Origin of the sequence: Arminella tubonensis, assembly GCF_003240585.1 — a bacterium.
GTDB classification, from domain to species: Bacteria; Pseudomonadota; Alphaproteobacteria; order Rhizobiales; family Rhizobiaceae; genus Rhizobium; species Rhizobium tubonense.
Genome location: NZ_PCDP01000036.1, coordinates 52608 through 76721 on the forward strand (window position 1 = coordinate 52608; position 24114 = coordinate 76721).

Below are 24114 nucleotides of genomic sequence, written 5' to 3' on the forward strand. Positions count from 1 at the left end.
TTAGAATCTTATCTGAAAGCCACTTCGAGCTACGACAGCCCCTACCAGGACCTTGCCTGTCCGTCGCCGGAAAATTCGACGCATGTCGTGGCGTAGGGAAACGCATCGAGGCGCTTTGCGGCGAAGGCGAATGCCGATTGCTGGAAGTCCTCGCCGAGCTCCCCGCCTGCTTCCGAATTATGGAAGCACGGAGCGTCGACGACGACGGCAACCTGATCAGCTTCCCAAGCGGCAAGGCACGATTCCGAGCCGTACATATGGAAGCCGAGGCTATCATCGATACCGACGATCGATCCGTTCTGGACCGGGAAGGCGAGAACCACTTCATCGAGGCTGATAGCAGATATCGGCAGCTGATGTCCCGTGACCAGCAGCGTGTTGCGGTCGACGATCGTTCCAACGCGCTCGAACGAGCCGGATTGCGACCGGGTAACACCGAAGACGCCGGCAACGCCCACTGGTCCGAATTTTCGCTCGGCTTCGGCGATGCCGGAGATCAGCCTGTCGTCCCAGCCGGTTGGAAGGTAGACGTCCTCATGGACCATGACGACCAGATTATTCTTGCGAGCGGACTGGCTCAACCCGGTGTGGAGGGCTTCAGCCGCACTTGAGGTGCCGACCACAGGAACGATCTCGTGCCGTGCATTTTGCAGGATTGGCGAAGACAGGAGATTGCTTTCGAGCTGGCGTGCGTTGGTGGCCGCGACGATGAAGGTAATTCCGCCTGTCGTGGCAGCAGCGTCCGGGGCAGGCGACGCGGCGCAGATGTATTGCGAGATCGTCGTCTTGTCGATGAAAGCGCTCGGATTGAGGCCCAGTTGTTCGATCAGCGGCATGAAGGCCATCGCAAGATCTTCCGGCATCTGCGTGCGGATAGCGTCGGTGAAGCCGGGAAGAAAACCGGCGTCGAGGAACAGCTTCTGGATATTGGCGGCGCCGAAGAAGCGCTTCTGGTTCGGCTCGAGCGGCCCCTGTAGCTGGTACTGGAAGTCGCCCGCCACGATCGACGCCAGCGCGTTGAAATGCTGGACGTTCGGCATCGAGCAGATCACGCGACCGCCGGGACGCAGCAGGCTCTTCATTCGGCGGAGAATTTCGACCGGTTGCTGGATCTGCTGCAGAATGGCGTCGAAGATGATGCAATCCAGGCTGGCCGGCGCGATCTGAGGCACATCGCCTTCGATGTCCAGTTCAAACACGGCATCCAGAACGCCTCGAGCCACGGCTGCGGCCTGCGGATTGCTTTCAATGCCGAGAACGATGCGGTCGTAGCGTTGGCGCTTGAGCGCCTGACCAAAACTCCCGTGTCCGCAGCCGACGTCCAGAACCACCCTGTCTTCAGGCCTCACCTGCCGCAGCAAGTGCTCGTTGATGTCCTCGGAGTGGCTCAGGACCGGGTTGTCGCCGTTGCTCAAGGAAGCTCTCCGTTTCCGTAATCGATGACAGAATGACCCGATCAATTCGGGGCACAGCTTTTGAGCAAGCTTAACCTCGATAAGCTTGCTCCAACCTGTTTTCGATCAACGGAACCACGAGTTCGCCGAAATGAGCATCAACCGCGACGGCGGCGTTCCCGTGCCGGCTGCGCGCCGCTTTCGTCTGCGGTCTTGTTGCGCAACGGGCCGATCTTCTCGACGATCATCTCGAGCGTCGGGCGAGGGCCGGGAGTGTGTTCGTCGAGCGCCTGGCGCATTGCGGCCAGGTGATCGCAGGAGGTGCCGCAGCAGCCGCCGATGATCCTGGCGCCTGCATCGCGGGCGAGCCTTGCGTAATCCGCCATCAGCGGCGGTGTGCCGGAATAGTGGATTTCCGCGCCGCGATATTCGGGGATGCCGCAATTGCCCTTGACGATTACCGTCGCTGACGGATCGGCGCCGGTCATGTCGAGCAGGCTGGATAGAATGTCGGAGGCGCCGACGCCGCAATTGGCGCCGACAGCAATCGGGCCTTCGCCAACGTCGCTGGAGACGCCATGAATGTCCCTCGGATGCAGGCCCATCATCGTCTTGCCGGCGGTGTCGAAGGAGCCGGTATAGGTGTAGGGCAGGCCCGTCTTGATCGCGGCTTCGGCCGCGGCACGGATTTCGTCCGGAGACGACATGGTCTCGATCCAGGCCACATCGGCGCCGCCCGCCTTCAGCCCCTCCATCTGTTCGGCAAAGGAAGCGACGGCCTCCTCGTAGGTCATCGCGCCGAGAGGGATCAGCAATTCGCCGGTCGGGCCGACCGAGCCGGCAACGATCACCTTGCGGCCGGCCTTGTCGGCGACGGCGCGGGCGATCTCTGCGGCGGTCTTGTTGAGCGAATGGACACGATCCTGCGCATGGTGCAGCTTCATACGGTGCCGCGTGCCACCAAAGGTGTTGGTGAGGATGATATCGGCGCCGGCATCGACGAAATCCTGATGCAGCTTGGTGATGCGCTCCGGGTAGGTCTCGTTCCAGAGTTCCGGCGCTTCGCCGGCCTCGAGGCCCATCGCGAAGAGGTTGGTGCCCGTAGCGCCGTCGGCCAGAAGGACGCCTTTTTCGGCAAGAAGATCGGCTAGCGGATTGGCGACAGCGGTCATGATATGTCCTCGGAAGATGATTTGAGATCTGAATATAAAGATATCTTTATATGACTTCAATGGAGGAGACCATCCTCATTGCGACATAGAGAAAGCGCCCCAGGAAGGGGCGCTTTGAATTTCCATCCGTGACTATCAGGCCGCAACCATCGATGCCGTGAGATGGCTTGTTGGTGTCACCATGGCCGTGATGATGCTGTGCAGGTCGAGCGAGCCGATCGGCTTGCCTGACTGGTCGACGACGACTGCGTTTGAAAGGCCCGCCTCGGTCATCTGCTTGGCGGCGATTTCGAGCGTCATTTCGCCGGGGATGCGCATCGACGACTGTTCGCCGGCGATGGGCTTCATGACCGTCTGCGCCTTGATGACGCGGCCGCGGTTGACCTCCTTGACGAAGGCGCTGATGTAATCGTCGGCGGGGTGAAGCACGATGTCCTGGCCGGTTCCCTGCTGGACGACCTTGCCGTCGCGCAGGATGGCGATCTGGTCGCCGAGCCGCAGCGCCTCGTCGAGATCGTGCGTGATGAAGACGACCGTCTTCTTCAACTCCTTCTGCAGGTCGAGCAGCACGCTTTGCATGTCGACGCGGATCAGCGGATCGAGCGCCGAATAGGCCTCGTCCATCAGGAGGATATCGGCATCGTTCGTCAAGGCTCGCGCCAGGCCGACGCGCTGCTGCATGCCGCCGGAGAGCTGGTTCGGATAGTGGTTCTCGAAGCCGTCGAGCCCGACGCGCGCGATCCAGTGGCGGCCCTTCTTCTCGCTCTCTTCGCGGGATACGCCCTGAATCTGCAGGCCGTAAATGGTATTTTCGATGACCGTGCGATGGGGCAGCAGGGCGAACTTCTGGAACACCATCGCCGTCCTGTGGCGGCGGAATGCGCGAAGCTCGCTCTCGCTCATCTTGCAGACGTCGACGCCGTCATAGAGCACTTCGCCCGCCGTCGGATCGATCAGCCGGTTGACGTGGCGGATCAGGGTCGATTTGCCGGAGCCGGAAAGTCCCATCACGACGGTGATCGCGCCGGCGGGCATATCGATGTTGATGTTCTGAAGGCCAAGGACGTGGCCGTGCTTGACGTTCAGGTCGGTCTTGCTCAGGCCGTTCCTGACCTGTTCGACATAGTCGCGGCCGCGCGGCCCGAAGATCTTGTAGAGATTCTTGATCTGAATTGCGTGACTAGCCATGCACGACCTCCGAGTGCTTCTGAAGCCGCTTGCCGTAGGCCTGGCTCGTACGATCGAAAATGATGGCGATTGCGACCAGCGCAAAGCCGTTGAGGAAGCCCACTGTGAAGAACTGGTTGTTGATCGCCTGGAGCGTGTTCTTGCCGAGGCCACCGACCCCGACCATCGAAGCGACGACAACCATTGCCAGCGACATCATGATCGTCTGGTTGATGCCGGCCATGATCGTCGGCAGCGCCAGCGGGATCTGGACGTTGAATAGCTTCTGGCTATGCGAGGAGCCGAAGGCGTCTGCGGCTTCGAGCACTTCCTTGTCGACGAGCCGGATGCCGAGATTGGTCAGGCGGATCATCGGTGGCACGGCGTAGATCACCACCGCGATCAGGCCGGGCACCTTGCCGATGCCGAAGATGACGACAACGGGGATCAGATAGACGAAGCTCGGCATCGTCTGCATGACGTCGAGGGTCGGGTTGATGATCGATTGCAGCCGGTCCGAGCGGGCCATCAGGATGCCGAGCGGCAGGCCGATGACGATGGCGATCAGGGTGCAGACCGTGACCATGGCCAGCGTGATCATCGTGTCGTTCCAGAGACCGAAGACGCCGATCAGGATCATCGAGATCGCGGTTCCGATGACGATCTTGATGTTGCGGCTGGCGAAATAGACGATGGCCATCATGACGATGAGGACGATGATCCACGGCGTGTTGGTGAAGAGCCATTCGAGGTCGTTCAAGAACCATTGGAGCGGCTGCACCACGGCGTCGATGACGGCGCCGTAGGCCCGGACGATGCTGCGAAAGCCATCGTCTATGTTCTTGCGGGCTTCGCGAATGATCGTATCGCTGATTGCCGGGAAGTTGCACATAACATCCGGCAGGTAACTACATTGCAGAGCCATCACGTTCCCCTTTTTATCCGGTATTGGCCCAGCCCATCCGTGTGGCCGTCACGATAGGGCGGTCGTTCGCATCGCCGTCACCGGTTGGCAGCGTGCACAGTTCATCTACATCACTCGACCGCGGAACCTTTTGCTTTTTGCGACTTCAATCCGGGCCAGTTGTCGGCGCGGGACGTCTGTGGCTCTCGCGGGATGCAGGAACGGCGGCGGGCCGGTTGGTCCGCCGCCTTCTCGGTGTTCAGGCGATCAGATCGATGCCTTGACCTTGGCGGCGACATCAGGTGAGACCCATTTGGTCCACATGTCGGGGTAGGTCTTCAGGAAGTACTTGGCGCCATCTTCGTTGGTGCCCTGGTTGTCAGTCATCCAGGCGAGAACCTTGCCGACGGTGGCGTTGTCCCACTTGCGGGTCTTGACGTAGTCCATTGCGACGCCGGCCTTGTCGGCAAAGGCCTTGGTAACGACGGTAAAGACGTCCGATACCGGGTAGGAGTTGACCTTCGGATTGGCGCAATCCTGCTGCGATGTGCAGGCGTCCCAGTCCTTCTTGTCATGTGGTACGCCGAAGCTCAGGCGCACCATCTCGTATTTGCCGAGGATTGCGGTCGGAGCCCAGTAGTAGCCGAGCCAGCCGCTCTTCTTTTCGAAGGCGTTGGCGATGGAGCCGTCAAGTCCGGCAGCCGAACCGGTATCGACGAGCGTGAAGCCCAGCTTTTCGGCGCCAAGGGCCTTGTAGAGGTTGGCGGTCGAAATCTGGCAGTTCCAGCCCGACGGGCAGTTGTAGACTGCGCCCTTGGACTTGTCTTCCGGTGCAGGGAACAGGTCCGGGTGCTTCAGAGCGTCCTGGACGGTCTTGATGTCGGGATGCGCATCGGCGATGAATTTAGGAATCCACCAGCCTTCGACACCACCGTCGCTGAGCAGCGGTGCTGCCTCGATCAGGCGGCCTTCCGCGGTTGCCTTGTCGAGCGCAGTGCGAACGGCGTTTACCCAGAGTTCCGGAGCGAGATCGGGCTGACCCTTTTCGTTCATGGAGGCGAAGGTCGGCTGCGTGTCGCCGGTGACCAGCGAAACCTTGCAGCCGTAGCCGTTTTCGAGAATGATCTTGTCGACCTGTGCGGCAACGCCGGCAGAGGCCCAGTTCATTTCGGCGATCGATACGTCGCCGCACTCCGCAGCCTGCGTCGAGCCAGCCAAAGCATAGACACCTGCGGCGAAGATGGCGGAAGCGATAAGCTTCTTCATAATGTAATTTCTCCCAGTGTTTTGCAGATCAACATTCAGGCCGTCGCGACGTATGCCGCCGGCCTGGTCAGCGTGGTCTTGGCATCAACCGCTCAAGCGCCACTGACGACGTCTGAACGGCCCCCTGTCTCTGGTACTTGTGCTTGTTATTCGCCCGCAAACCCTGTGGCAGCCACACTTTTCTTGTACCTAAAAGAAGAGCGTAAGGATTCAGACGCAGAAATCAACCAGACCGTCCAAAAACTCTTTGAAGGAATGATGGCATGCACTTTTCAATGCCGAAACTCGGTGGGCGACGAGATTTTCCGGATTTCGATGCCCAACGAGCTCGATAAGGCACTGCTGAGCACTTTGACACCGTATTGGGATCGGAAGGTCCGCACAGAGAGGGCTGTCATGGCCTGACGGCGGCGATCAGGCCGGGAACGCCGACAAGGGTAATGGCTCTTTTGATGTTGTAGGCCAGCGCCGTCAGGCTGAACTCCCCGCGCACGTTTTCCAACCTGCGCATCAGGAACGCGCCCTGATACATCCATTGTTTTATGGTGCCGAACGGATGTTCGACGCTTTCGCGCCGTTGGTCCAGAATGTCGGGCCGGGCGGCAAGACGCACCGCCATACGGTCGAGCACCGCCTCGTTCTCAAGGCGGGAGACGCGACGGAAGCTTCTGGTGCAGCGTTCACGCAGGTGGCATGCCTTGCAGGCGTCGCGGTTGACATAGTCGATCTTCACATTGTCGCGCGACTTGCCAAAGTGACGGGGTGAGAGCACCTGGTCTGCGGGGCAGATGTAGACATCCGCCTCAGCGTTGTAGCGGAATTGCTCCTTGGAGAAGAAGCCCTCGGCCACGGCCGGACCGCGGATCGGCTTGGGAACATAGGCGGTAATGCCGGCCTTCTCGCAAGCCTCGATATCCTCGATCTTGAAGTAGCCCCGGTCTGCCACCGCCTCGATCCTGTCGACACCGAGCGTGTCCATCGCCGCCTCGACCGTCGGCGCAAGAAGCCCCATGTCGAGGACCTGATTGCAGACCTCCTGCTCGGCGATCAGCTTGTGCTTCACATCAACGGCAAGCTGGATGTTGTAGCCGACGCCGACCTTGGTCATGCGCGCCATGGCGCGAGCATCCGGATCGGTCAGCGAGATCTGGTCCTCGCCGGTGCGATCCAACTCGTCCAGCAGCGCCTTGTGGCGATCCCGCTTGCCTTTGATCGCCGCAATCTTTTCCGCGAGTTTGTCATCGCCGCGGCCGCAATCGCCGCCATTGCTTCTGGCTTTCTCCTCTTGCGCATCGCCCTCATCGAGCCGCTTCATGTAGTCAGCCAGTTTCTCATCGGCCTCGTTGATGAACTTGGTCAACGCTCCCCGTGTGAAGTTGCGATCTTTGTTGTTCACCGCCTTGATGCGCGTGCCATCGACCGCCAGCAGTTCCCGTCCGAACAGATCGAGCTGCCGGCACAGGATGACAAACTCACGGAACACCTGCTTGAAGGCCGATCGGTTCACACGGCGGAAATCGGCGATGGTGCGGAAGTCAGGCTTCAAGTGCCGCAGTAGCCAGATTACCTCGATATTGCGATGGGCCTCCGCCTCCAGCCGCCGGCTGGATCGCACCCGGTTGACGTAGCCATACACGTAGAGCTTCAGTAAATCGGCTGGATCGTAACCTGGACGGCCGGTCTCTTTCGCGGCCACGCGCACGAAGCCTGCGGCAGCAAGATCGAGGCCATCCACGAAAGCCTCGATGAAGCGGACCGGGTTGTCCGGGCCGACGTAATCATCAACCGCTTCCGGCAGAAGCAGCAATTGCGTGCGATCTGTTCCTGAAAGGTGTGCCATGGCAGAATCTAGCGCAAGAGAGTGCTATTTGGAATCAGCCAAGCCGTTTAAAGGAAAATTTATGTGAGCGACGAAATACATTCGGAATTACAAGCGATCGTCTCCAAGAGCCCCCTGCTTTCTTCGGTCCTTGGCAACTGGGATGAGATTGCCCTGCCTGATTCCTGGCTTGTGGCTGGTGCTATCGCCCAAACGGTTTGGAACCACGTTTTTGGTTTCCCGCCCGCTTATGGCATCCAAGACATCGATATTGTTTATTTCGATCCCGATGATCTTTCCGAGGACTCGGAAGCCGAACACTCGGCTCGCATCCGAGCAGCACTCTCTGGATTGCCAGTCTGGATAGATGTGAAAAACCAGGCCAGAGTACACTCTTGGTACGAGGCTAAGTTCGGGTATCCAATTAATCCGTATACCTCGACAGCCGAGGCCATAACCACTTTTCCGACAACTGCGGCAGCCGTGGGGCTACGCCCTGGCCACGCGAACCTGGAGCTGTGCACTCCATATGGACTTTCCGACTTGCTTGGTGCTGTCGTCCGCCCAAACAAAAAGCAGATCACACGCGAAATATACGAAAAGAAGATCGATCGCTGGATCAAATTGTGGCCCGAGCTCACGATCGTCGGCTGGGATCAATAATTGCGGCAAGCAGAGTTTTTGGACGGTCTGTAGGAATTTTGCGACGGGGAGGCGAGAGCCAAATACCTGTTGTTGCGAGCGCCCCAGTTTCTAAGGCGAAGACCATTCAGTTTGATGAACCTTCAGCATCGTGATGGTCGTAGGTGCCGGTGCCGGTAATCGGCAACGAGCCATTTGGCCAACGCATGCTCATTGCGAAACAGGCATAGCCGGCACAGGCAAGTACAATTCCCACAAGAGGTGGCTGTCGGCAGTTTCAAAGGTTATAATAATATCTCGGAAAATCTGGCGCGATGTATCCAGGAGTTGGCGGTATTAAATCGAGAGGTGCCGTTGCCCGGCCCTTTTTTCAGGAAGGACCAGGCGATACTATTGCCGATGCGCGTCAAACCGCTTCATGTAATATCTGCGCAAGATCGGAGATCCGCCATAGGAAGCCGTCCGGTTCGCAGCTCTGCAGAGCGGAGTGCATACGTTCGGATTGATGTGCGGCGCCTATGAAGGCGCAGCTGCGCATTTTCGCGCGGCGGGCGGCTTCGAGACCAGTGACGCTATCCTCAATCACCAGGCACTCTGACGGCTGGACACCCATTGCCTCCGCAGCAAGAAGGAAGACTGCGGGATCTGGCTTATGTAGACCAAGGTCGTGAGAAGAAAAAAACCTCGGCCCTATCAGATTGAAGATCTTTGCAGAGCGCATGCGCAGGATAAGATCTTTTCGTGTTGCGTTCGAAGCGACGCAGAACGGAATACGCAGGGTTGTCAAAGCATCGACAGTTCCAGCCGTGGGGGCGACGCCGGCCAGGATTGCCTCGCGCCATTCAACGTCTACCTCCTCCATGAAGCGCTCGGGCAGCGAAACGGTGGCGAGTGTTTCCAGCAGGGTCACTTCTTGAGCGCGCGGAACACCGGCGAGCGTGGCTGCGATATCGGCCGGTGAGACGGTCCGACCGAGTTCAGCGAGTTTGCTAGAGATGATCTGCGCAACAAGTGCCTCTGTCTCAACCAATGTTCCGTCAAAATCGAATATGATCAGCTTCGGCGGCACGGCAGTAATTGTATGGCTTAATGAAGTACCAATCATCGACTTGCTTTCATCCCGAGATCGAGCGTGACAAAAATGGGTTGGTGGTCCGACCCGGCTGCCTCTTGGTCGATCCTCATCGAAATCAACGACGGAACGTAGTCTTCTGTGACAAAGCAATGGTCGAGCCGCATGGGCTGTTTCTCTGGCCGCTTGAAAGTCCAGCCTTCTGCTTCGCAGTGCTCGGTCATAACCCAGGCATCGAACAGGCCGTCGGCCGGCATGACCCTCTTACGCAGCATCGGCGACGCATCACCTAGCAGGTGTTCATATTCAGGCGCGCCCGGCTCAAAGTTCATATCGCCCATGATGACGCCGCCGCGAGGCCACGGCGGCAATGGTCCAGGGAAACCGGCATCGTCTGGCTCTGCACCGCCCCACGGCGCGCCGCGGCGCGCGGCGTCGAGCATAATCGCCCGCAGCGCCTCGGCTTGCGGCATGCGGTTCAAAGGGGAAACATGATCGAGGTGCGTGCAGCAGAAGCGCAGGGGCGAGACAGGCGTGGCGATCACGGTCTCCAACAGCGTACGCTGGAGATGAAGCGTTCCGTGCAGGCCAATCTTCGGAAGCGTGTGGTTGGTAACACTCTGGATGGGCCAACGCGACAAAACCATGTTACCAAACTTATGGCGCAGGCCGGGCCGGCCGCCGGTTACACTTCCATTGAGGTGAACGTCAATACCAGGCCCGTAGGCCCAAAATTCGCGGCCCAGCAGACCAGCGATTTCAGCCGACTGATCGACGAAATCCCTTAGCGGATTTCCGATTTCCACCTCTTGCAACGCGATGATGTCCGCATCACCAAGATCAGAGACGATTCTGGCAAGATCATGCCGTTCGTCCTTCCCGACCCCGTACTGAATGTTGTAGCTTGCAAGTATTATCTGCACGGTTGTTGGCTCGTTTCCTGTTTGGATAGTGGCAGAGATACGAAGGGTTTTGGCCCGATTCCCCTCCCGGCAATCGGGCCTTCACTTACTTCAGGAGATCGGCCGTCTTTGTAGCAATGCGCTTCAAACCGTCTTCTGGCGACAGTTTTCCACGTTGAACAAGGTCAATCACATCGCGCTGGGCGCGCCAGATCTCAACACCGGTGGAACCGGGATACGCATACCAGGACCCAGCAATTCCTGTTTGTGTAGCCGCGGTGGCGTAATTTGGATTTGAGGAATAGAACGGCCCCAAGAGGTCAGAGGCTTTCTTGTTCGTGGGCATGTAACCCGTGGCTTCCGCGATCTGGGCTTGTGCCCCCGGTCCTGTGACGAACTTCACGAACTCCCAAGCAAGTTTTTGCTTCTCAGGATCCTTTGCGAGGATCACCGCCGCATTTCCACCCGAAGGAAGGCGACCGCTCACCCTGTCAATAAGTGGATAAGGCGCAGTTCGCATCGCGAAGCGGTCGCCGATCGTCTGCATGAAGGAGCGAACGGAAGAAGGCGAGGTTATGTAGAAGCCGAGCTTCCCAGCAAAGAACAGTTCCTTGTAGGAGTTTTGCGCCGTCGCGACATCCATGTCAGTCGCCTCCGCGATGTGGCGCAGGAACCGCAACGTTTCGAGACCAAGAATGTTGTCGTATCCGACCGCCTTCTCATCTTTGGTAAGGATGGCGCCGCCGCGCTCGAGAATCGCTGCCTGCCAGAGCCAATCACTCTCGAGGGATCCGACGGAATAGTTCATTCCGCGGACGTCTCCGCCAAGCGCATTGATTTTGCGCGCCAACGCAATCACACCTTCCCAATCGGACGGGAAGTGGTCGGGGTCGGCTCCAGCCTTCGTCACAAGGTCCGCGTTGTAGTAAACGATCGGCGTTGAGGCATTGAAAGGAATGCCGTATTGAACGCCATCGACTTGGCCTAAAGAGAGAATGGCGGGCGAGTAATTCTGCTCCAGCCATTCTTTACTTTCGGCGCCGATAAACGGCGTTAGAGGAACTGCCTGCCCACGAGCCTTCAATGTCGTCACGAGAGGGCGCAGTACCGAAAAACCCGAGAAGTAGACGTCCGGCAGGTTGCCGGTCATGGCATTCCGGGTGACGACAAGGTTCGCTTCGTTGTAATTAGGCGGGGAAACCCGGAACTCGACCCTGACGTCCGGATGAGCTTTCATGAATGCATCAGCGAGCGGCTGGTAGTTGCCGTGGTCCCCGGGCCAGGCGTGGAGGACCTCGAGTGTGGTTTCCGCCTGCGCAGGCGCGATCGACAACACCGCCAGGCCCGTGGCCAGGCCGAGCCATCTGATTGTACGATTGAACATAGACTTCATCTCCGTGGAAAGCGCCCATGGGCGCGGTTGGCTCGGCCGCCGTGGGATCGGTGCCGGGTAATGGATTACTTGATTGCACCCATCGTGATGCCCTCGACAAAGCGGCGCTGGGCGATGAGAAAGACAAGCGCAAGAGGAAGGGTGATCAGCGTCGCGGCAGCCATGAGAGAGCCGTAGGAGTCACCACCGTCGGCATCACGGAAGAACAGGATGCCGAGCGTTGGCGGCGCAAGATCCGCCGAGGAGATCGCAATCAGTGGCCAATAAAGGTCGTTCCAGTGATAGGTTACCGAGAATACACTGAAGGCTGCAATTACGGGCATCGATGCAGGCAGGATGATGCGAAGCAGGATCGTCGTGTGCGAACAGCGGTCAAGACGTGCGGCCTCAATAACCTCGTCCGGGAAGGCGCGCAGAAACTGGCTGAAAAGCAGGATCGCCAAGGGGGAGACGAGAAAAGGGGCGACCAGCGCGAAATAGGTGTCCAGTGCCTGTATCCAGGCGAGCCCTAAGAAGATCGGCAACGCGAGCGCCTGAAACGGGACCAGGAGCGCGAGCACCACCAACGCTAACAGAGGCCTTTTCCCGTGGAAGCGGAGTTTGGCGATAGCGTAAGCACAAGGAAGCGCCGTGGCGACTTGCGCAGCTAGTATGAGAGTGCACACGATAATGCCATTCAGCATAAAAGAGAGGACGGGCGTCTCTGCAAGCACGCGTCCGTAGTTCTCCTTGATGGCAAGACTGCGCGGCAGAAACATCCGCGAAACGTCGAAGATCTCAGCCGGGTCACGTATGGAACTGAGGATCATCCACGCGAACGGGACGCAGGCGAAGCTGATCCCAAGCCAGATCACCCCATTTGACAAGCTCGATGCGATGAGGGAGCGGAACGGCCGGCTAGTAAATGAAGTCATGGCTGTCTCCTCCGGGCAAACCACATTTGCAGGGTCGAGACGATCCCGACGAACGCGATGAACAACATGATCAACGCACTGCCGTAACCGATGCGAAAGTAGGAAAAGGCCTGCAGATAAGTTTCATATAGCAGCACGTCGGTCGCCCCCTGTGGACCGCCCTGTGTCAGTACGGCGACAAGGTCGAAAACCTGGAATGCCTTGATCGTGGTCAGCAGCAGAACCACGACGGTTGTAGGTGCAAGGAGAGGCCAAGTGATCCTTCGAAACCGCTCCCAGCCACTCCCCACACGATCAAGAGCGGCAGCTTCGTAGACTTCGGTTGGAATTGCGGATAGCCCAGCGAGAAACACGACGAAGCAGAAGCTCGACTGTTGCCAAACCGCGATCAAAGCAAGACTTGGAAGAACGAGCTCAACGTTTGACAGGAATTCGATAGGCGCCAGCCCCATCGCCTTGAGCGCTACATTGATCGGACCGATCTGGCCGTGCAGCAGCAGGCTCCACACAATCGCCATGACTGTCATCGTTGCCGTTAACGGTAGGAAAAGCAGCAATTCATATGCCCGTCGCAGTCGGCCGCGTGCGCTTACCAAAAGTGCGAGCACTAATCCGATCGCCACGGAGGCGGGTACCACGAGCGCCGTGAAGCGCAATGTATTCAGGATGGCTCGGCCGGCATCATCGCTCTCGCCAATTCGCATGAAGTTTTCGATGCCGATAAAGTGGATATCCGTGCCGCCCAGTTGGTAATCGGTAACCGAGAGCACGACGACGGCCGCCAATGGAAGCAAGGTCATCGCAACAAGCAGCAAGATGGCTGGCGATATGCAGATAACGGCATCAAACGCGACAGAATCGCGAAGCGAAGGACGTTCCCCGACAGCGAGAGTAGTCATTTTGCCACTTCCATTTCCGTCCGCAGCAGAGGATGGAACGCCGCAGCATTCCCTTCCTCATCGAAGAGATGAACACCTCGCTTTTGTGCCACGAGGTGGAACGCTCCGGAGAGAATGCCCGTAGCGCTCACCTCGTCGAATTGATCAACAGAGAGCCGGCAGGTCGCCGACGCTCCAAGGGCCATGGTACGGCAGCGAATAAGCACTTCTGCACCCATACGCTCAACCCGGTCCAAACGCGCAGTGAGGGCGAAGCGAGGGCCCAATGGCTCGGAAGCTACGATGTCGAAAGCCTCAGGCCGAACTCCAACCTTCGCGCTGCCGTTAGGCAACGAGCAGCCGCCGAAAGGTTGTGTTCCGTTGACGAGCCTAACTCGTCCGGCCGAGTCAACGTTGACCGGGAACAGGTTGATCACCGGCTGCCCAATGAAAGAGGCAACGTCGAGGTGACTTGGAGAATCGTAGATTTCTTGCGGCGTTCCGATCTGACGGATCCGCCCTCCCATCATGAGCGCGATCCGATCCGACATGGCCAAGGCATCTGATTGATCGTGCGTGACGAACAAGAAGGTCGCACCGATCCGTTTGTTGAGGTCGACGATCTCGGAGCGCATCGAGATACGAAGCTTCGCATCCAGATTCGATAGCGGCTCGTCCATGAGGAAGATTCCCGGCTCTCTCGCCATAGCCCGCGCGAGGGCAACGCGCTGACGCTGACCGCCGGACAGGTGCGCTGGCCGCCGCCGCAACAGATGTGCGATCTCAGTCAGGTCCGCCGCTTGACGCACTCGATTGGAAATCTCTTGGCGAATTGCACGCGACCCCGGCAGGAGGCGTCCCAGCAGCGGCAGACGTTGGAGCGCAGACAGTTCGGTCATTTCAAGCGACAGCGCAATGTTGTCGGCCACGCACATGTGCGGATAGAGCGCATATGATTGAAAGACCATCGCCAGATCACGAGCGCCGGCGGGTACGGCATCCACCACCTGTTCACCCAGTCTGATCGAGCCCGCCTCCGCTCGCTCCAGACCGGCAATGATCCGCAGCAGAGTAGACTTACCACAGCCGGAGGGGCCGAGCAGCGATACGAGCTCCCCTTCTTTGATGGAGAGGTTGATATCCTTCAGCACAGCTTCGCTGCCGAAGGATTTCGTGACGTCTTGGAGTGTGATTGAGAGCCCTGGCATCCGCTTAACCTTTCGTTTGAAGCGGATATTCAGGATTTTTTGTTTCAGTCCTGTGACATTTGGAGCAAAGCTCCACCAGGAGCTTTGCTCCGCCTAAGCCTTTTTCTGGTGCTCGATAAGAGTCGCGACATATTCCGTCAGAAGAATTACTGAAGGCAGCAGGCGAGCAGAACCGTCCTTCGGCCAGGCGCCGAAGATTGAAAGCTCCAATACGACCTGTGCCATCTTGGCTAGCGGGCTCGCGGGTTGCGTTGTTAAGGCGAAGGTGTAGCTGCCGCGGTCACGAGCACGCTCCAGAAATGCGACGGTCTCTTCGCTAAGTCCGTTGTAAGATATTCCAATCGCTACATCATCATTCGTGAAGGAGCTTGCGCTCGCGAGCGCGAGGTCGCCGGAACGAGGCACATTGACGATGATTCCCTGATATGCGAGGCGAGTGGCAAAAAGCTCGGCGCAAATTCCTGAGACGCTGACGCCATAGGCCACGACCCGGCGCGCGCGGCAAAGCCTCGTTGCTAGTTCTAAGACTTGTTTGAGTTTCATTTGGCGGGCAGACCGCTGGATAGATGCGCTCAACTCTTCGACAATAATATAAAGCCGGGGGTCACGTCTCAGTGGTCCGCTTGCGCTCGCCTCGATGGACCTGTCACGAGTGGCTTGGAGAACCCGCTCGCGCTCAATCTCGCGCGCCAGAGCAAGTTTGAAGGCGCTGAACCCGTCAAATCCAAGAGTCTGACAGAGGCGGATCACGGTTGATTCACCGGTGCCGCAGGCACGACTGATTTCGGCGATAGACGAGCTCACCACCAGTTCAGCATTCTGCGCTATGAAAAAAGCCGCACGCGCCATCGCGGGGGAACCGCGTTCCACGAGGCGTGACGTCCGATCGATCAGGCTAATTTTCTCAGATTTCTCCATCGTCACAACAGTTCTGCGCGCATGCGCTCGAAGCGGACCAAGATGTCCTGCAACGTGTTGTTGAGCGCGTGGCCCATGTGCAGCGAACCGGTTACGTTCGGCGGCGGGATGACGATCGTGAAGGTTTCAGCACCCGGCGTTGCATTGGCACCGGCGCGGAAGGCGTCTGCCTCGTCCCACGCTTTTGCGATCTTCAGTTCTACTGTTGCAGAATCATAAGTCTTTTCTAGCATTAGCTGACCAATTTTCTTTCAAAAAGGGGTGTGTAAACAGAATGGCTTGGTTCAAGTCAATGAAAAAGCCTTTTACTCTAGAAAGAGTACAGAGACCTTCCCGATCGTGGGCACTTGCATCGCGGGCGCAATGAATAGCATGGGTCCGGTTCCATTTACGCTCTCTCGCGTCCAGCCTCACTGATCTAGTTGATTCCATCCCGCCCGAAACCCATTGCAATCACAAGGCCGGTCTATTTCTGCGGCCCCTATTGCTGTGCCGGCGCTGAAACAGTGATCTTGCAAGGCTGCCCCTGCTTCGCCTTGGCGGCCGTCTCGGCGCAAGCGGTCAGCACCTCCTGATTGGCGCGAACGAGGTTACTGGCATCGACCAGATTGCGCCAACTCTGCGGGCTTCCCGACTGCATCAGGGAGATTCCGGCGTTCCAGCGGTCGGCATTCATGCCCGTGGAGGCAACGGCCATATCGACCGATCCAGGGAGCACACGCGGCAGGAACAGTGCCAACAGCACGCCGGCGACCAGGCCGATACCTGCCGCGCCCCAAACAAACCAATCTTGTTTTCGACGTAAGCGGGCGCTCCTGGCGTGATCGCCAAGCTCGGCCGATACGCGCTCGAGGCTTTGGCCTCGAGCTTCGATTTTCCTCATAGATGCGCTTGCAGCCGGCCGCCTTCAGCGCCGCTTGCTGCTGGTCTAGGGTCAGGTCGTCGGTCGAGACGCGGGCATATCCGATGAGCAGGCGGTGATCCGTTAGCTGTGGCTATGGCCGGAATCTACATCGTGCAATCAGTCGCGGAAATATGTATTTTGCGACAAAGCAAATATCAGGCCCAAAACCGAAACAAGAGTCATGTCATGATAGCTGAAGGTCTCAACGTCGAATTTTCCCGCCACCTCGAACAGGAACTGCATCGTCCGGAAATTCGCGCTTCACGGGATGCTGTGAGTGCGCTGTTAGCGAACGATTTCATGGAGTTTGGTAGCTCCGGAGGCATATACGACAAGGCCATAACAACAGATGCTTTGGCTCTAGAAGCGCCCTCCGATCCTTCCGCCCTGCCAGAAGTTTATGATTTTACTGTCAAGCCGTTCACGACTGAGGCCGTCTTGGTTTTATATCGAAGTGTACGCCGCTCGGATGGAGTGGCACCTGAAAAGCAGACCCTTCGGAGTTCGATCTGGAAGCTTATCGACGGTCGTTGGCAAATGTTTTTCCACCAAGGAACGGTCGTCCCTCAGCGTTAAAAGACGAACCATGGCGACCATCATACTAGGAAAAACCTTCAGCTCCGTGCCGCCTCATGCAGACATCATCGAGATGTTCGGTTCGACCAGCGATGGCGGGCGGCTGCCTGAGCCACTGCCGAAGGAGCGGTTCACCTCCCTGTATCACCACATCACCCCGGCACTGCTCCGGATGTCGTTCTTCGCCTTAAGGCGCGGGGCGGCCCCTGGTGCGGATGGAGTGAAGTGGCAGGACTACGAGGCAGACCTTGATAATAATATCGTGGATCTGCACGAACGGGTCAGTCGGGGCACATACCGGGCCCAGCCGTCTCGGCGACGGTTCATACCCAAGCCAGACGGACGGCAACGTCCGCTTGCGATTGCCGCCATCGAGGACAAGATTGTCCAAAGGGCGACGATCACGGTGCTCAACGGGATTTACGAGGAGGATTTCCTCGGTTTCTCGTACGGGTTCCGACCGGAGCGCGGCCAGCACGATGCGCTGGATGCTCTGATGGTTGGCCTGAACGACCGGAAGGTGAACTACATACTGGACGCCGATATCCAAGCGTTCTTCGATGCGGTCGACCAAGATTGGCTGATCCGCTTCTTGAACCATCGGATTGGCGACCAGCGCATCATCCGCCTGATCCAGAAATGGCTGAAAGCGGGAATTCTGGAAGATGGGGTGGTAACGCTTAGTGAGAAGGGGACAGGACAGGACAGGACAGGGCTCGGTGGCTCGCCGCTCCTGGCCAACATCTACCTGCACTACGTGTTTGACCTGTGGGCTGCCCGCTGGAGACGGCAGAAGGCCAAGGGCGACATGATCATCATACGGTACGCCGACGACATTGTGGTCGGGTTCCAGTATGAGAACGATGCCCGCCGCTTCCGGGAAGAGATGCGCGAGCGACTGCAAGAGTTTGCGCTGTCGTTGCATCCGGAAAAGACCCGCCTAATCGAGTTTGGCCGCTTCGCAGCGGCTCAGCGCGCTTTGGTCGGGCTCGGAAAGCCTGCAACCTTTAACTTCCTCGGCTTCACCTTCATCTGCAGCAAATCCCGCCGGGGTAAATTCGTCGTCAAGCGCCGAACCAGACGGGATCGCATGCAGGCAAGGCTGCAAGAGATAAAGGGGGAGTTGCGACGGCGACTGCATCAGCCGATCCCTGAGCAAGGGAAATGGTTGCGGCAGGTCGTTACCGGATTCTTCGCCTATCACGCCGTGCCGGACAATGGCGTGGCGCTGAGGGTATTCCGGCACTATGTCACTGATCTTTGGAGACGGTCGCTTCGACGACGCAGCCAAAAGGATACGATGACATGGGTGCGGATGAAGAAGCTGGCTGATGACTGGCTCCCAAAACCGCTCATCCGTCATCCTAGGCCCGGCGATCGCTTCGCCGTCAAACACCTGAGGTAGGAGCCGTATGCGGGAATTCCGCACGTACGGATCTGTGCGGGGGGCGCTCAGTAATGGGCGTCGCAACGGGTTGTTTCAAGTCAATGAAAAACCCGGTTTCGGTTCCATTTGCGCGCCTTCTTCTGCCAGCAGAGATTCGATGGAGCTCACGATGTCCTGGGCCGAAATCACCCGTCTGCGATATTACATCGCCTCGACGGGCTGCCAGTGGCGAATTCAAGAAGAAGCCTGACTTCCTGGCCGAAACGGCCGTCTTTGAGGACAGATGGGCCGGGCTGTAGTGAAAAAGCCCGATGGGTGGGGCTTTTCGGGATCGCAAGGATCGTTGGTGGCGAGGGCTCACAAATTCCTGCGATTGGTCCAGCGGCGCATACCAAAGCTGGGATCATAAAAATCATTGGTCGCCTTGAGTAGATTCGAACCGCAGGCCCCAACCTGAATGCAGGTGGTTCGTTCGGCGCAATGGTAGTTGAATGTGGCCAATGATTTCCAGCGCAAGTTTTCGTTCAAAGCTTCAGGCGAGGTGCAGACCAAAACCCCATCGCCGTCACCCCGCAGGATCGTCTAGCCAAGGTTGTCTTCTGGAAGTGGGCGGAAGCTGCTAACGCCGATGGAATTGCAGGTTTCATCAGGCTCGAAGGTAAATTTCGGTTGCTCGAAATCGACCATCCATTCGCTTGCATTGAACAATGACGTCGATCGAGGCCCGCAGCAATTGATCAATGTCTTCACGATCTAAATTGCGTCCCCCTTCGGATTCTTTCACAAGGAGTGTCAACTGTTGGAAGGCGAGCTTGGCCGAATCGGCATGTACCGTGGTTATCGATCCGGGGTGGCCGGAGTTTACGTTGCGGACGTAGTAGAATGCCGTGCCGTCACGTAACTCTTGCAGCAAAATGCGGTCCGGCCGCATCCTGAGACAAGACTCCAGCAGTTCTTTCGGACCTGCAGTGGACAAGCCCTGCGCGCCTTTCGAATAGAATAGGCGCACGTGGTTAGGCTGCGGAATAACTAGTTCGGGGGTGTCCTCGATCGAAATGATCCGCTCGTGGTCCGGAATGTGTTTGACCAGCGCCTTCGAAAGCGTTGTCTTGGCCGACCCCGTTGCGCCTGAGATGATGATATTCTTCCGTGAAATGACGGCTTGCCGCAGAAACTCCTTGAAGTGGCCGGCACGGTATAGCGCCAGCAAACCCTGGTCCTGCGTCGAGGCGCCATCGCTGGTTGCTCGCGTCTCGGAAAAAAACTCTCTCTGTTCCAAGTCGTCGAGTGTGAATGTGACCGAGGATGGTTTTCGGATGGTGACGCTGACCGTGTGCCTGGTGGTCGCAGGGGGGATGACGATCTGGACCCGTTCGTCCCCCGGCAGTGTTGCCGACAGGATCGGGCGCGTTTCATCAATGGACTGATGGGAGAAGCTGGCCACGGCCCGGGCGAGGCGCATGAGCTTTTCAAAGGTCAGTTCCGGCGTGTCATGGGTCCGCCAACCGCCAGGACCTTCCGTCAGCACCTGCCCGGGCCGATTCACAATCACTTCATAGAGGGACGGGTCCTGGAGGTATGTCGAAAACGGCTTCAATAGCTCGCTAACAACTGTCGCATCCTGCCCCTCAGACATTTCCTATCCTACTTCGTTACGAGCGTCGACCGCGGCGAAAAATCCCCCAGCACCGCGCGATCGAAAATGCGGTTCCTTGGTTCCGTCACCCGAAGACGATAGATTCCAGAAAAGTCGAGATCGCGAGCGACAAAGATCGAAACCAGTTCGCCTTGGTGCTTGTTCAGCGTTGGTGGGATGTTGACGGATTGTTCGACCGCAATGGCGGCTGCCTGTTGACCGGCACTCGTGGTGTTCTGCGCATCGACATCGCTCTCCTGCAAGCGGCTGCTGGCATAGCTGGTCGCGTCACCGACAATAGAAAGAAGAAGGGCGCTGCCGAAGCGCTCCCACCAGTGGGTGTCGATATAACCGTCGACGCCGGCGCGACCGAGCGCGTCGGTCGCGGGGGAGGCGAGCGTGACGATAACGCCCTTCGGCGTTTTAGCTCTATTCCAGAGAACGAAGAGCCGTTTTTGTCCGCGCTGAAGCCCGCCGCGATATTCGCCGACGACCTGCGTGCCCTTTTCCATCAACACGACCCGACCGTTGTCCGAAAGGACATCGCGATTGATCACGCAACTGGTAAAGCCTGGCTGGTCGGACGCCAACGCCGTTTCGAGCACGCAGGGAATAGAAGTCCCCATCGCGACGATGAAGTCGCGATTTCCAAGTGTACCGGCGCGTGAGCCCTCAAGCCGGGTGGGCCGCAGCAGACCATCGAAGCGCTGTTCATCGCTGTTCTGTTGGTTCTGGGCCATCATAGTGTTGTCGAGCGGCACGAAATTCCCGTTGTTTGAAGTGTCGGGATTATCAGCCTCTCGTCGCTCTTTCGCATTTTTCTGCCCGCCGCTGAAGGCCATCACGGGCGCGCGGCGGGCGGAATCGAGGAGTTTGTCAGTCTCTTCCTCGGCCGGTTCAACGACGGGCGTCGGCAACTTCACCTCCGGGACCACCTGCGTCGGCTCCGCTTTTTCCTTGGCGGCTTCGAAGGGATTTGCCTGACGAATAACGACGCGTTCGGGCTGAACATTCTCATCTTTCCCCTTCTTGCCCGTCGTCGACCAAAGGGCAAAGCCGACGAACGCAACGATGGCGACGGCCACTGCGCCGCGTTTCAAAAGGGGATTGTTGTCGATACGGCGACCGGCGATGGTTTCCGCGCGCTCTCCGGGAATGCGAGCTTCATCTTCTTGAGCCATGACCGTTCCCTTCCCTACTGCCCGGTGGTGTCGCTTTTCACGACGCGCTCCACCGAGGGAGACGTCGTATTCGTGTCGGGGTTGATGCCGACGCGGTCGTAAGCCTCGTTGAAAACGCAAAGCACATCCTTGCCTCGACGCAGGATGAACTTGCGGCTGATTGCGTGCACCATCACCAGATTTCCGTCGACCGACTTCGGAACAAGGCTTTCGGATCCGTCGGAGTTCTCCATATAGATCGCGGGCATTTCCTGGTTGCCAACGAAGGCGAAAGTCGTGATCTTTCCATTGTCGTAGACGCTTTGCGGCTCCAGTGCCTGGGAGCCCTGAGCCGAATAGCGCCAATTTCGAGGACCGTACGCTTCGTGGAGTGCCAGGACGTTGTCGGCGTCCTTCGCCTGGGCGGCGAGAGCCCTTGATGCGGCCTGCTGGCGACGAAGCTCGGCTTCATCTCCTGGATACCTGAACTTCACGTAAAAATAGGTGTTCTGCCCGGCTTCCACAGAACCGTCTCGAACCGTCAATTCCATCTGGTAGCTACGGGTCGACCCATCCCGCCGCGTCGTCACCACGGATATGTTCGTCACCGGCTGGTTCTCGCGCGGTTTCAAAAACAAGATATTGCCTGCCGGCGCGACTTCCCAGGCGACGCTATTGCCGAGCGCCACATGGGCGATTTCTTCGTCCGCCGCGAACTCGACCTGTACGGATGACCGCAACGTGCCGACGACCCTCGTGATGTTGTAGGGTTGGTAGTTCACAAAGCGGACACGACTGTCTTGCGAGGCGCCTCGTGGAATCTCCAGCGCAAGCGCAGGCGACATGGAAATTGAAAGGACGAGCGCGACGATTGGTGTGGTGCGCATCATTTCACCTCCTCCGGATCTGCACGATATTCGCTGACGACAAAACCGAGCGGGTTCACAAGCCGGTCCGTCGACGACATCGGAGCGTTAGCGTAGGAATAGGTGAGGCTCGCTACCCAGTGGGTCGTCCGCACTTCTTCGCCGCGCGTAATGGTGCGCATATAGCGCACCGAGACGACATTCTGATTGATCAGAGAAATCGAAGCGATATCGATCCTCACTGTGGCGGCGCGGCCGTAGATATTCTGAGGCGATTCTGGGTTGCTACCGCGGTACACTCCCGCGAACCGTGTCTGTTCTGCTTGCGTCGACAAAAGGGCGATAGTGCGGAAGTTTTCTTGTGCTTCGCTCCAGACGTAACCCTCGCGGGCGCGGACATATTTGGCAGCGAAATATTTCGTCACGGCCTCGTCGTAGGTGCCGGCCGTCGACGTCAACGCCGACACGACATCCACGATGCCCGTCGAATTGTCGACGCGCACCACAAAGGGCTCGACCGTCTTGAGGGGAGTAAGACCCGCGACCGCGAAGACGGCGGCGCCGGCGACAATGCCTGAGGCGATGGCGATCGACCAGGCGATCCGGTTCGAACGCTCGATCTGGATCATTCGGTCCTGGTCGAAACGGCGCGCCTTGTCGAAATAACTCTTGAGATTATCTGTCGTCACCATGTCTCATCCCTCACAGCGGCGATAGGAACCGTCGATGTCCAGATGCGCAAAAGCTACGGGCTCGCTGATCTCTTCGACAAAGGGTGTCACGGACGTGGAGGAACTCGCGTCGGATTGCTGGTGTTTCAGCTTACGGTCGCCCTCCCATTCCCACATCGAGCGGTTCAGAGGCCGGCGTGAATAGCCGTCGCATTTCGGTAAAGGGTAGGTCAGTGACGCGCAGCCGCTAAGCGTGGCTGCAAGGACAAGCAACAGGGCAGGCTTAATCATTCAGCAGGCCTTTTCTTATTGTTCTAAATTGCATGTCATGCACCGGCATTTCTTGATCCGAACGCCCGGCCCGCAAAGCGAGCACCGCGACCGATCATCCGGCCAGTGTACGATGTTCCCCGAGCCAGCATGCCTTCATGCGCATCTCGTGCGGCGCCATAGCCATAAGCCAGCGACGCACCGCCAGAGGCCAAAGCTGAGGCGATGCTGGGAAGCTGGTAGAAAACATAGAGAGCAGCAATCCCGATGGCGCAGAGCGCGATCGGTCGCATGAGAACGTCGGTGTAGCCGTCGATCGCGGTGAAGGTCGAGTCGATGCAAGAAATCAGGAGCGAACCGACGGCGACGACGAGAACTTGCAGAATGACGAAGTTCGCAAGCTGCCCGATCCAGGACTCGGTAAAACGCCGCGTCGACTGGAACATGGCGAGCGCAATAAAAATCGGACCAATCGCCAACACGATTGCCAGCGCCAACCGCGCATAGAGGGAGACGACGTAGCCGATTCCCGCGACGAGGAAGCTGACGCCGATCACCATCATGCCACCGACGCCGGTGACAATATCGACCGGCCAGGAGGCACGTGACCAGATATCGGTCGCAGAAGCCTGACCTTTGTCGAGCAGGCTGTCGAACGTGCTGGCGCTCGGCGCCGCACCCGAATTCAGGGCCTGCGCGATTTCACGCGGCAACACATCGAAGAAGATGTTCGTTACATAGGTTTGATATTCGCCGGCGTTCTTGACCAACATGACGATGATCGCGAGCTTTATCGCGCGGAAGGCGAAGTCGAGGATGGGCTCCTGCACGGAGCCTCGCAGGACCAGATAGCCATAGAGAACCACGTAGAGAGTGACGGCCGCTGTCAGCGGACCGGTGACCCATTCCGCTATGTTCGAGGTTCCATCGGAGACAAACATCTCCAGCGGCCGCTTGAACTGCCCGTCGATGAACTCGAACACCTGGTACATCGG

General features: G+C 58.3%; 23 protein-coding genes and 2 pseudogenes. 3 read left to right on the forward strand and 22 right to left on the reverse strand.

Features of this window, described 5'->3' with window-relative positions; all coding sequences use genetic code 11:
* Window positions 1-41: 41 nt before the first annotated feature.
* The 6 genes from CPY51_RS15095 to CPY51_RS15125 all read right to left on the reverse strand — a co-directional run bounded on the left by CPY51_RS15095 (window position 42) and on the right by CPY51_RS15125 (window position 7743).
* Window positions 42-1415, reverse strand: coding sequence for a class I SAM-dependent methyltransferase (locus tag CPY51_RS15095; RefSeq protein WP_195909531.1), 1374 nt, complete (start codon window positions 1413-1415; stop codon window positions 42-44).
* A gap of 137 nt (window positions 1416-1552) precedes the next feature.
* Window positions 1553-2566, reverse strand: coding sequence for a betaine--homocysteine S-methyltransferase (bmt, locus tag CPY51_RS15100; RefSeq protein WP_111161063.1), 1014 nt, complete (start codon window positions 2564-2566; stop codon window positions 1553-1555).
* A gap of 135 nt (window positions 2567-2701) precedes the next feature.
* Window positions 2702-3754 (reverse strand): quaternary amine ABC transporter ATP-binding protein, encoded by a 1053-nt coding sequence (locus CPY51_RS15105; protein WP_111161064.1) that lies wholly within the window; start codon window positions 3752-3754, stop codon window positions 2702-2704.
* Window positions 3747-4658: an ABC transporter permease gene (locus tag CPY51_RS15110; protein ID WP_111161065.1), complete on the reverse strand. Its 912-nt coding sequence runs from the start codon at window positions 4656-4658 to the stop codon at window positions 3747-3749. The genes CPY51_RS15105 and CPY51_RS15110 overlap by 8 nt, the downstream gene beginning before the upstream one ends.
* Before the next feature lie 246 nt (window positions 4659-4904).
* On the reverse strand, window positions 4905-5903 hold the full coding sequence (locus CPY51_RS15115) for an ABC transporter substrate-binding protein (protein ID WP_111161066.1): 999 nt from the start codon (window positions 5901-5903) through the stop codon (window positions 4905-4907).
* A 394-nt stretch (window positions 5904-6297) separates the two neighbouring features.
* Window positions 6298-7743 carry an IS1182 family transposase gene (locus CPY51_RS15125; protein WP_111161068.1) on the reverse strand — a complete coding sequence of 482 codons (1446 nt, stop codon included), beginning with the start codon at window positions 7741-7743 and terminating at the stop codon, window positions 6298-6300.
* 63 nt (window positions 7744-7806) lie between these two features.
* Between CPY51_RS15125 and CPY51_RS15130 the strand changes: the two genes are divergently transcribed.
* Window positions 7807-8385, forward strand: a complete 579-nt coding sequence (locus tag CPY51_RS15130) for a nucleotidyltransferase family protein (RefSeq protein WP_111161069.1) — start codon at window positions 7807-7809, stop codon at window positions 8383-8385.
* 385 nt (window positions 8386-8770) lie between these two features.
* Here CPY51_RS15130 and CPY51_RS15135 read toward each other — a convergent pair whose 3' ends face one another.
* The 10 genes and pseudogenes from CPY51_RS15135 to CPY51_RS15180 form a co-directional block, all read right to left on the reverse strand.
* The gene (locus CPY51_RS15135) at window positions 8771-9469 is read right to left on the reverse strand and encodes an HAD family hydrolase (protein WP_111161070.1); all 699 of its coding nucleotides are present in this window, start codon (window positions 9467-9469) and stop codon (window positions 8771-8773) included.
* Entirely contained in the window at window positions 9466-10359 is an 894-nt protein-coding gene (locus CPY51_RS15140; protein WP_195909532.1) for an endonuclease/exonuclease/phosphatase family protein, read from the reverse strand. Before CPY51_RS15140 ends, CPY51_RS15135 begins: the two co-directional genes overlap by 4 nt.
* Window positions 10360-10444: 85 nt before the next feature.
* Window positions 10445-11731: an ABC transporter substrate-binding protein gene (locus CPY51_RS15145; protein WP_111161072.1), complete on the reverse strand. Its 1287-nt coding sequence runs from the start codon at window positions 11729-11731 to the stop codon at window positions 10445-10447.
* A 65-nt stretch (window positions 11732-11796) separates the two neighbouring features.
* The gene (locus tag CPY51_RS15150; RefSeq protein WP_206607256.1) at window positions 11797-12645 is read right to left on the reverse strand and encodes a carbohydrate ABC transporter permease; all 849 of its coding nucleotides are present in this window, start codon (window positions 12643-12645) and stop codon (window positions 11797-11799) included.
* The gene (locus CPY51_RS15155; protein WP_111161073.1) at window positions 12642-13544 is read right to left on the reverse strand and encodes a carbohydrate ABC transporter permease; all 903 of its coding nucleotides are present in this window, start codon (window positions 13542-13544) and stop codon (window positions 12642-12644) included. The genes CPY51_RS15150 and CPY51_RS15155 overlap by 4 nt, the downstream gene beginning before the upstream one ends.
* A complete protein-coding gene (locus CPY51_RS15160; protein ID WP_111161074.1) occupies window positions 13541-14731 on the reverse strand; it encodes an ABC transporter ATP-binding protein in 1191 nt (396 codons plus the stop codon). The genes CPY51_RS15155 and CPY51_RS15160 overlap by 4 nt, the downstream gene beginning before the upstream one ends.
* Before the next feature lie 93 nt (window positions 14732-14824).
* Complete coding sequence (locus CPY51_RS15165) at window positions 14825-15649, reverse strand: MurR/RpiR family transcriptional regulator (protein WP_111161075.1); 825 nt, start codon at window positions 15647-15649, stop codon at window positions 14825-14827.
* A gap of 11 nt (window positions 15650-15660) precedes the next feature.
* A pseudogene (locus tag CPY51_RS15170) lies at window positions 15661-15882 on the reverse strand (class I tRNA ligase family protein); the annotation flags it as partial.
* 248 nt (window positions 15883-16130) lie between these two features.
* A complete protein-coding gene (locus CPY51_RS15175; RefSeq protein WP_111161076.1) occupies window positions 16131-16532 on the reverse strand; it encodes a DUF6118 family protein in 402 nt (133 codons plus the stop codon).
* Between the two features lies 1 nt (window position 16533).
* Window positions 16534-16623 (reverse strand): annotated as a pseudogene (locus tag CPY51_RS15180) (recombinase family protein); the annotation flags it as partial.
* 116 nt (window positions 16624-16739) lie between these two features.
* Between CPY51_RS15180 and CPY51_RS15185 the strand changes: the two are divergent.
* Together CPY51_RS15185 and ltrA are read left to right on the forward strand one after the other, a co-directional pair.
* Window positions 16740-17129 carry a nuclear transport factor 2 family protein gene (locus tag CPY51_RS15185; protein WP_111161404.1) on the forward strand — a complete coding sequence of 130 codons (390 nt, stop codon included), beginning with the start codon at window positions 16740-16742 and terminating at the stop codon, window positions 17127-17129.
* Window positions 17130-17139: 10 nt separating this feature from the next.
* Entirely contained in the window at window positions 17140-18534 is a 1395-nt protein-coding gene (gene ltrA, locus CPY51_RS15190; RefSeq protein WP_111161077.1) for a group II intron reverse transcriptase/maturase, read from the forward strand.
* 628 nt (window positions 18535-19162) lie between these two features.
* On the opposite strand, the gene virB11 is transcribed toward ltrA, so the two are convergent.
* The 6 genes from virB11 to CPY51_RS15220 are packed head-to-tail and all read right to left on the reverse strand — an operon-like array spanning window position 19163 to window position 24111.
* The gene (gene virB11, locus CPY51_RS15195; RefSeq protein WP_111161078.1) at window positions 19163-20152 is read right to left on the reverse strand and encodes a P-type DNA transfer ATPase VirB11; all 990 of its coding nucleotides are present in this window, start codon (window positions 20150-20152) and stop codon (window positions 19163-19165) included.
* Between the two features lie 8 nt (window positions 20153-20160).
* The gene (gene virB10, locus CPY51_RS15200) at window positions 20161-21333 is read right to left on the reverse strand and encodes a type IV secretion system protein VirB10 (RefSeq protein ID WP_111161079.1); all 1173 of its coding nucleotides are present in this window, start codon (window positions 21331-21333) and stop codon (window positions 20161-20163) included.
* Between the two features lie 14 nt (window positions 21334-21347).
* Entirely contained in the window at window positions 21348-22199 is an 852-nt protein-coding gene (gene virB9 / locus CPY51_RS15205) for a P-type conjugative transfer protein VirB9 (RefSeq protein ID WP_111161405.1), read from the reverse strand.
* On the reverse strand, window positions 22199-22870 hold the full coding sequence (locus CPY51_RS15210; protein WP_111161080.1) for a VirB8 family type IV secretion system protein: 672 nt from the start codon (window positions 22868-22870) through the stop codon (window positions 22199-22201). Before CPY51_RS15210 ends, virB9 begins: the two co-directional genes overlap by 1 nt.
* A 3-nt stretch (window positions 22871-22873) precedes the next feature.
* Complete coding sequence (locus CPY51_RS15215) at window positions 22874-23140, reverse strand: hypothetical protein (RefSeq protein WP_111161081.1); 267 nt, start codon at window positions 23138-23140, stop codon at window positions 22874-22876.
* 35 nt (window positions 23141-23175) lie between these two features.
* Window positions 23176-24111 (reverse strand): TrbL/VirB6 family protein, encoded by a 936-nt coding sequence (locus CPY51_RS15220; RefSeq protein ID WP_111161082.1) that lies wholly within the window; start codon window positions 24109-24111, stop codon window positions 23176-23178.
* Window positions 24112-24114 lie beyond the last annotated feature (3 nt).

What these genes read in the sequence shown, in the direction of transcription:
- bmt (WP_111161063.1), bottom strand. Translation starts at nt 2,566, where the DNA reads ATGACCGCTGTCGCCAATCCGCTAGCCGATCTTCTTGCCGAAAAAGGC.
- CPY51_RS15105 (WP_111161064.1), bottom strand. Translation starts at nt 3,754, where the DNA reads ATGGCTAGTCACGCAATTCAGATCAAGAATCTCTACAAGATCTTCGGG.
- CPY51_RS15110 (WP_111161065.1), bottom strand. Translation starts at nt 4,658, where the DNA reads ATGGCTCTGCAATGTAGTTACCTGCCGGATGTTATGTGCAACTTCCCG.
- CPY51_RS15115 (WP_111161066.1), bottom strand. Translation starts at nt 5,903, where the DNA reads ATGAAGAAGCTTATCGCTTCCGCCATCTTCGCCGCAGGTGTCTATGCT.
- CPY51_RS15125 (WP_111161068.1), bottom strand. Translation starts at nt 7,743, where the DNA reads ATGGCACACCTTTCAGGAACAGATCGCACGCAATTGCTGCTTCTGCCG.
- CPY51_RS15135 (WP_111161070.1), bottom strand. Translation starts at nt 9,469, where the DNA reads ATGATTGGTACTTCATTAAGCCATACAATTACTGCCGTGCCGCCGAAG.
- CPY51_RS15145 (WP_111161072.1), bottom strand. Translation starts at nt 11,731, where the DNA reads ATGAAGTCTATGTTCAATCGTACAATCAGATGGCTCGGCCTGGCCACG.
- CPY51_RS15150 (WP_206607256.1), bottom strand. Translation starts at nt 12,645, where the DNA reads ATGACTTCATTTACTAGCCGGCCGTTCCGCTCCCTCATCGCATCGAGC.
- CPY51_RS15155 (WP_111161073.1), bottom strand. Translation starts at nt 13,544, where the DNA reads ATGACTACTCTCGCTGTCGGGGAACGTCCTTCGCTTCGCGATTCTGTC.
- CPY51_RS15160 (WP_111161074.1), bottom strand. Translation starts at nt 14,731, where the DNA reads ATGCCAGGGCTCTCAATCACACTCCAAGACGTCACGAAATCCTTCGGC.
- CPY51_RS15165 (WP_111161075.1), bottom strand. Translation starts at nt 15,649, where the DNA reads ATGGAGAAATCTGAGAAAATTAGCCTGATCGATCGGACGTCACGCCTC.
- CPY51_RS15175 (WP_111161076.1), bottom strand. Translation starts at nt 16,532, where the DNA reads ATGAGGAAAATCGAAGCTCGAGGCCAAAGCCTCGAGCGCGTATCGGCC.
- CPY51_RS15185 (WP_111161404.1), top strand. Translation starts at nt 16,740, where the DNA reads ATGATAGCTGAAGGTCTCAACGTCGAATTTTCCCGCCACCTCGAACAG.
- ltrA (WP_111161077.1), top strand. Translation starts at nt 17,140, where the DNA reads ATGGCGACCATCATACTAGGAAAAACCTTCAGCTCCGTGCCGCCTCAT.
- virB11 (WP_111161078.1), bottom strand. Translation starts at nt 20,152, where the DNA reads ATGTCTGAGGGGCAGGATGCGACAGTTGTTAGCGAGCTATTGAAGCCG.
- virB10 (WP_111161079.1), bottom strand. Translation starts at nt 21,333, where the DNA reads ATGGCTCAAGAAGATGAAGCTCGCATTCCCGGAGAGCGCGCGGAAACC.
- virB9 (WP_111161405.1), bottom strand. Translation starts at nt 22,199, where the DNA reads ATGCGCACCACACCAATCGTCGCGCTCGTCCTTTCAATTTCCATGTCG.
- CPY51_RS15210 (WP_111161080.1), bottom strand. Translation starts at nt 22,870, where the DNA reads ATGGTGACGACAGATAATCTCAAGAGTTATTTCGACAAGGCGCGCCGT.
- CPY51_RS15215 (WP_111161081.1), bottom strand. Translation starts at nt 23,140, where the DNA reads ATGATTAAGCCTGCCCTGTTGCTTGTCCTTGCAGCCACGCTTAGCGGC.
- CPY51_RS15220 (WP_111161082.1), bottom strand. Translation starts at nt 24,111, where the DNA reads ATGTACCAGGTGTTCGAGTTCATCGACGGGCAGTTCAAGCGGCCGCTG.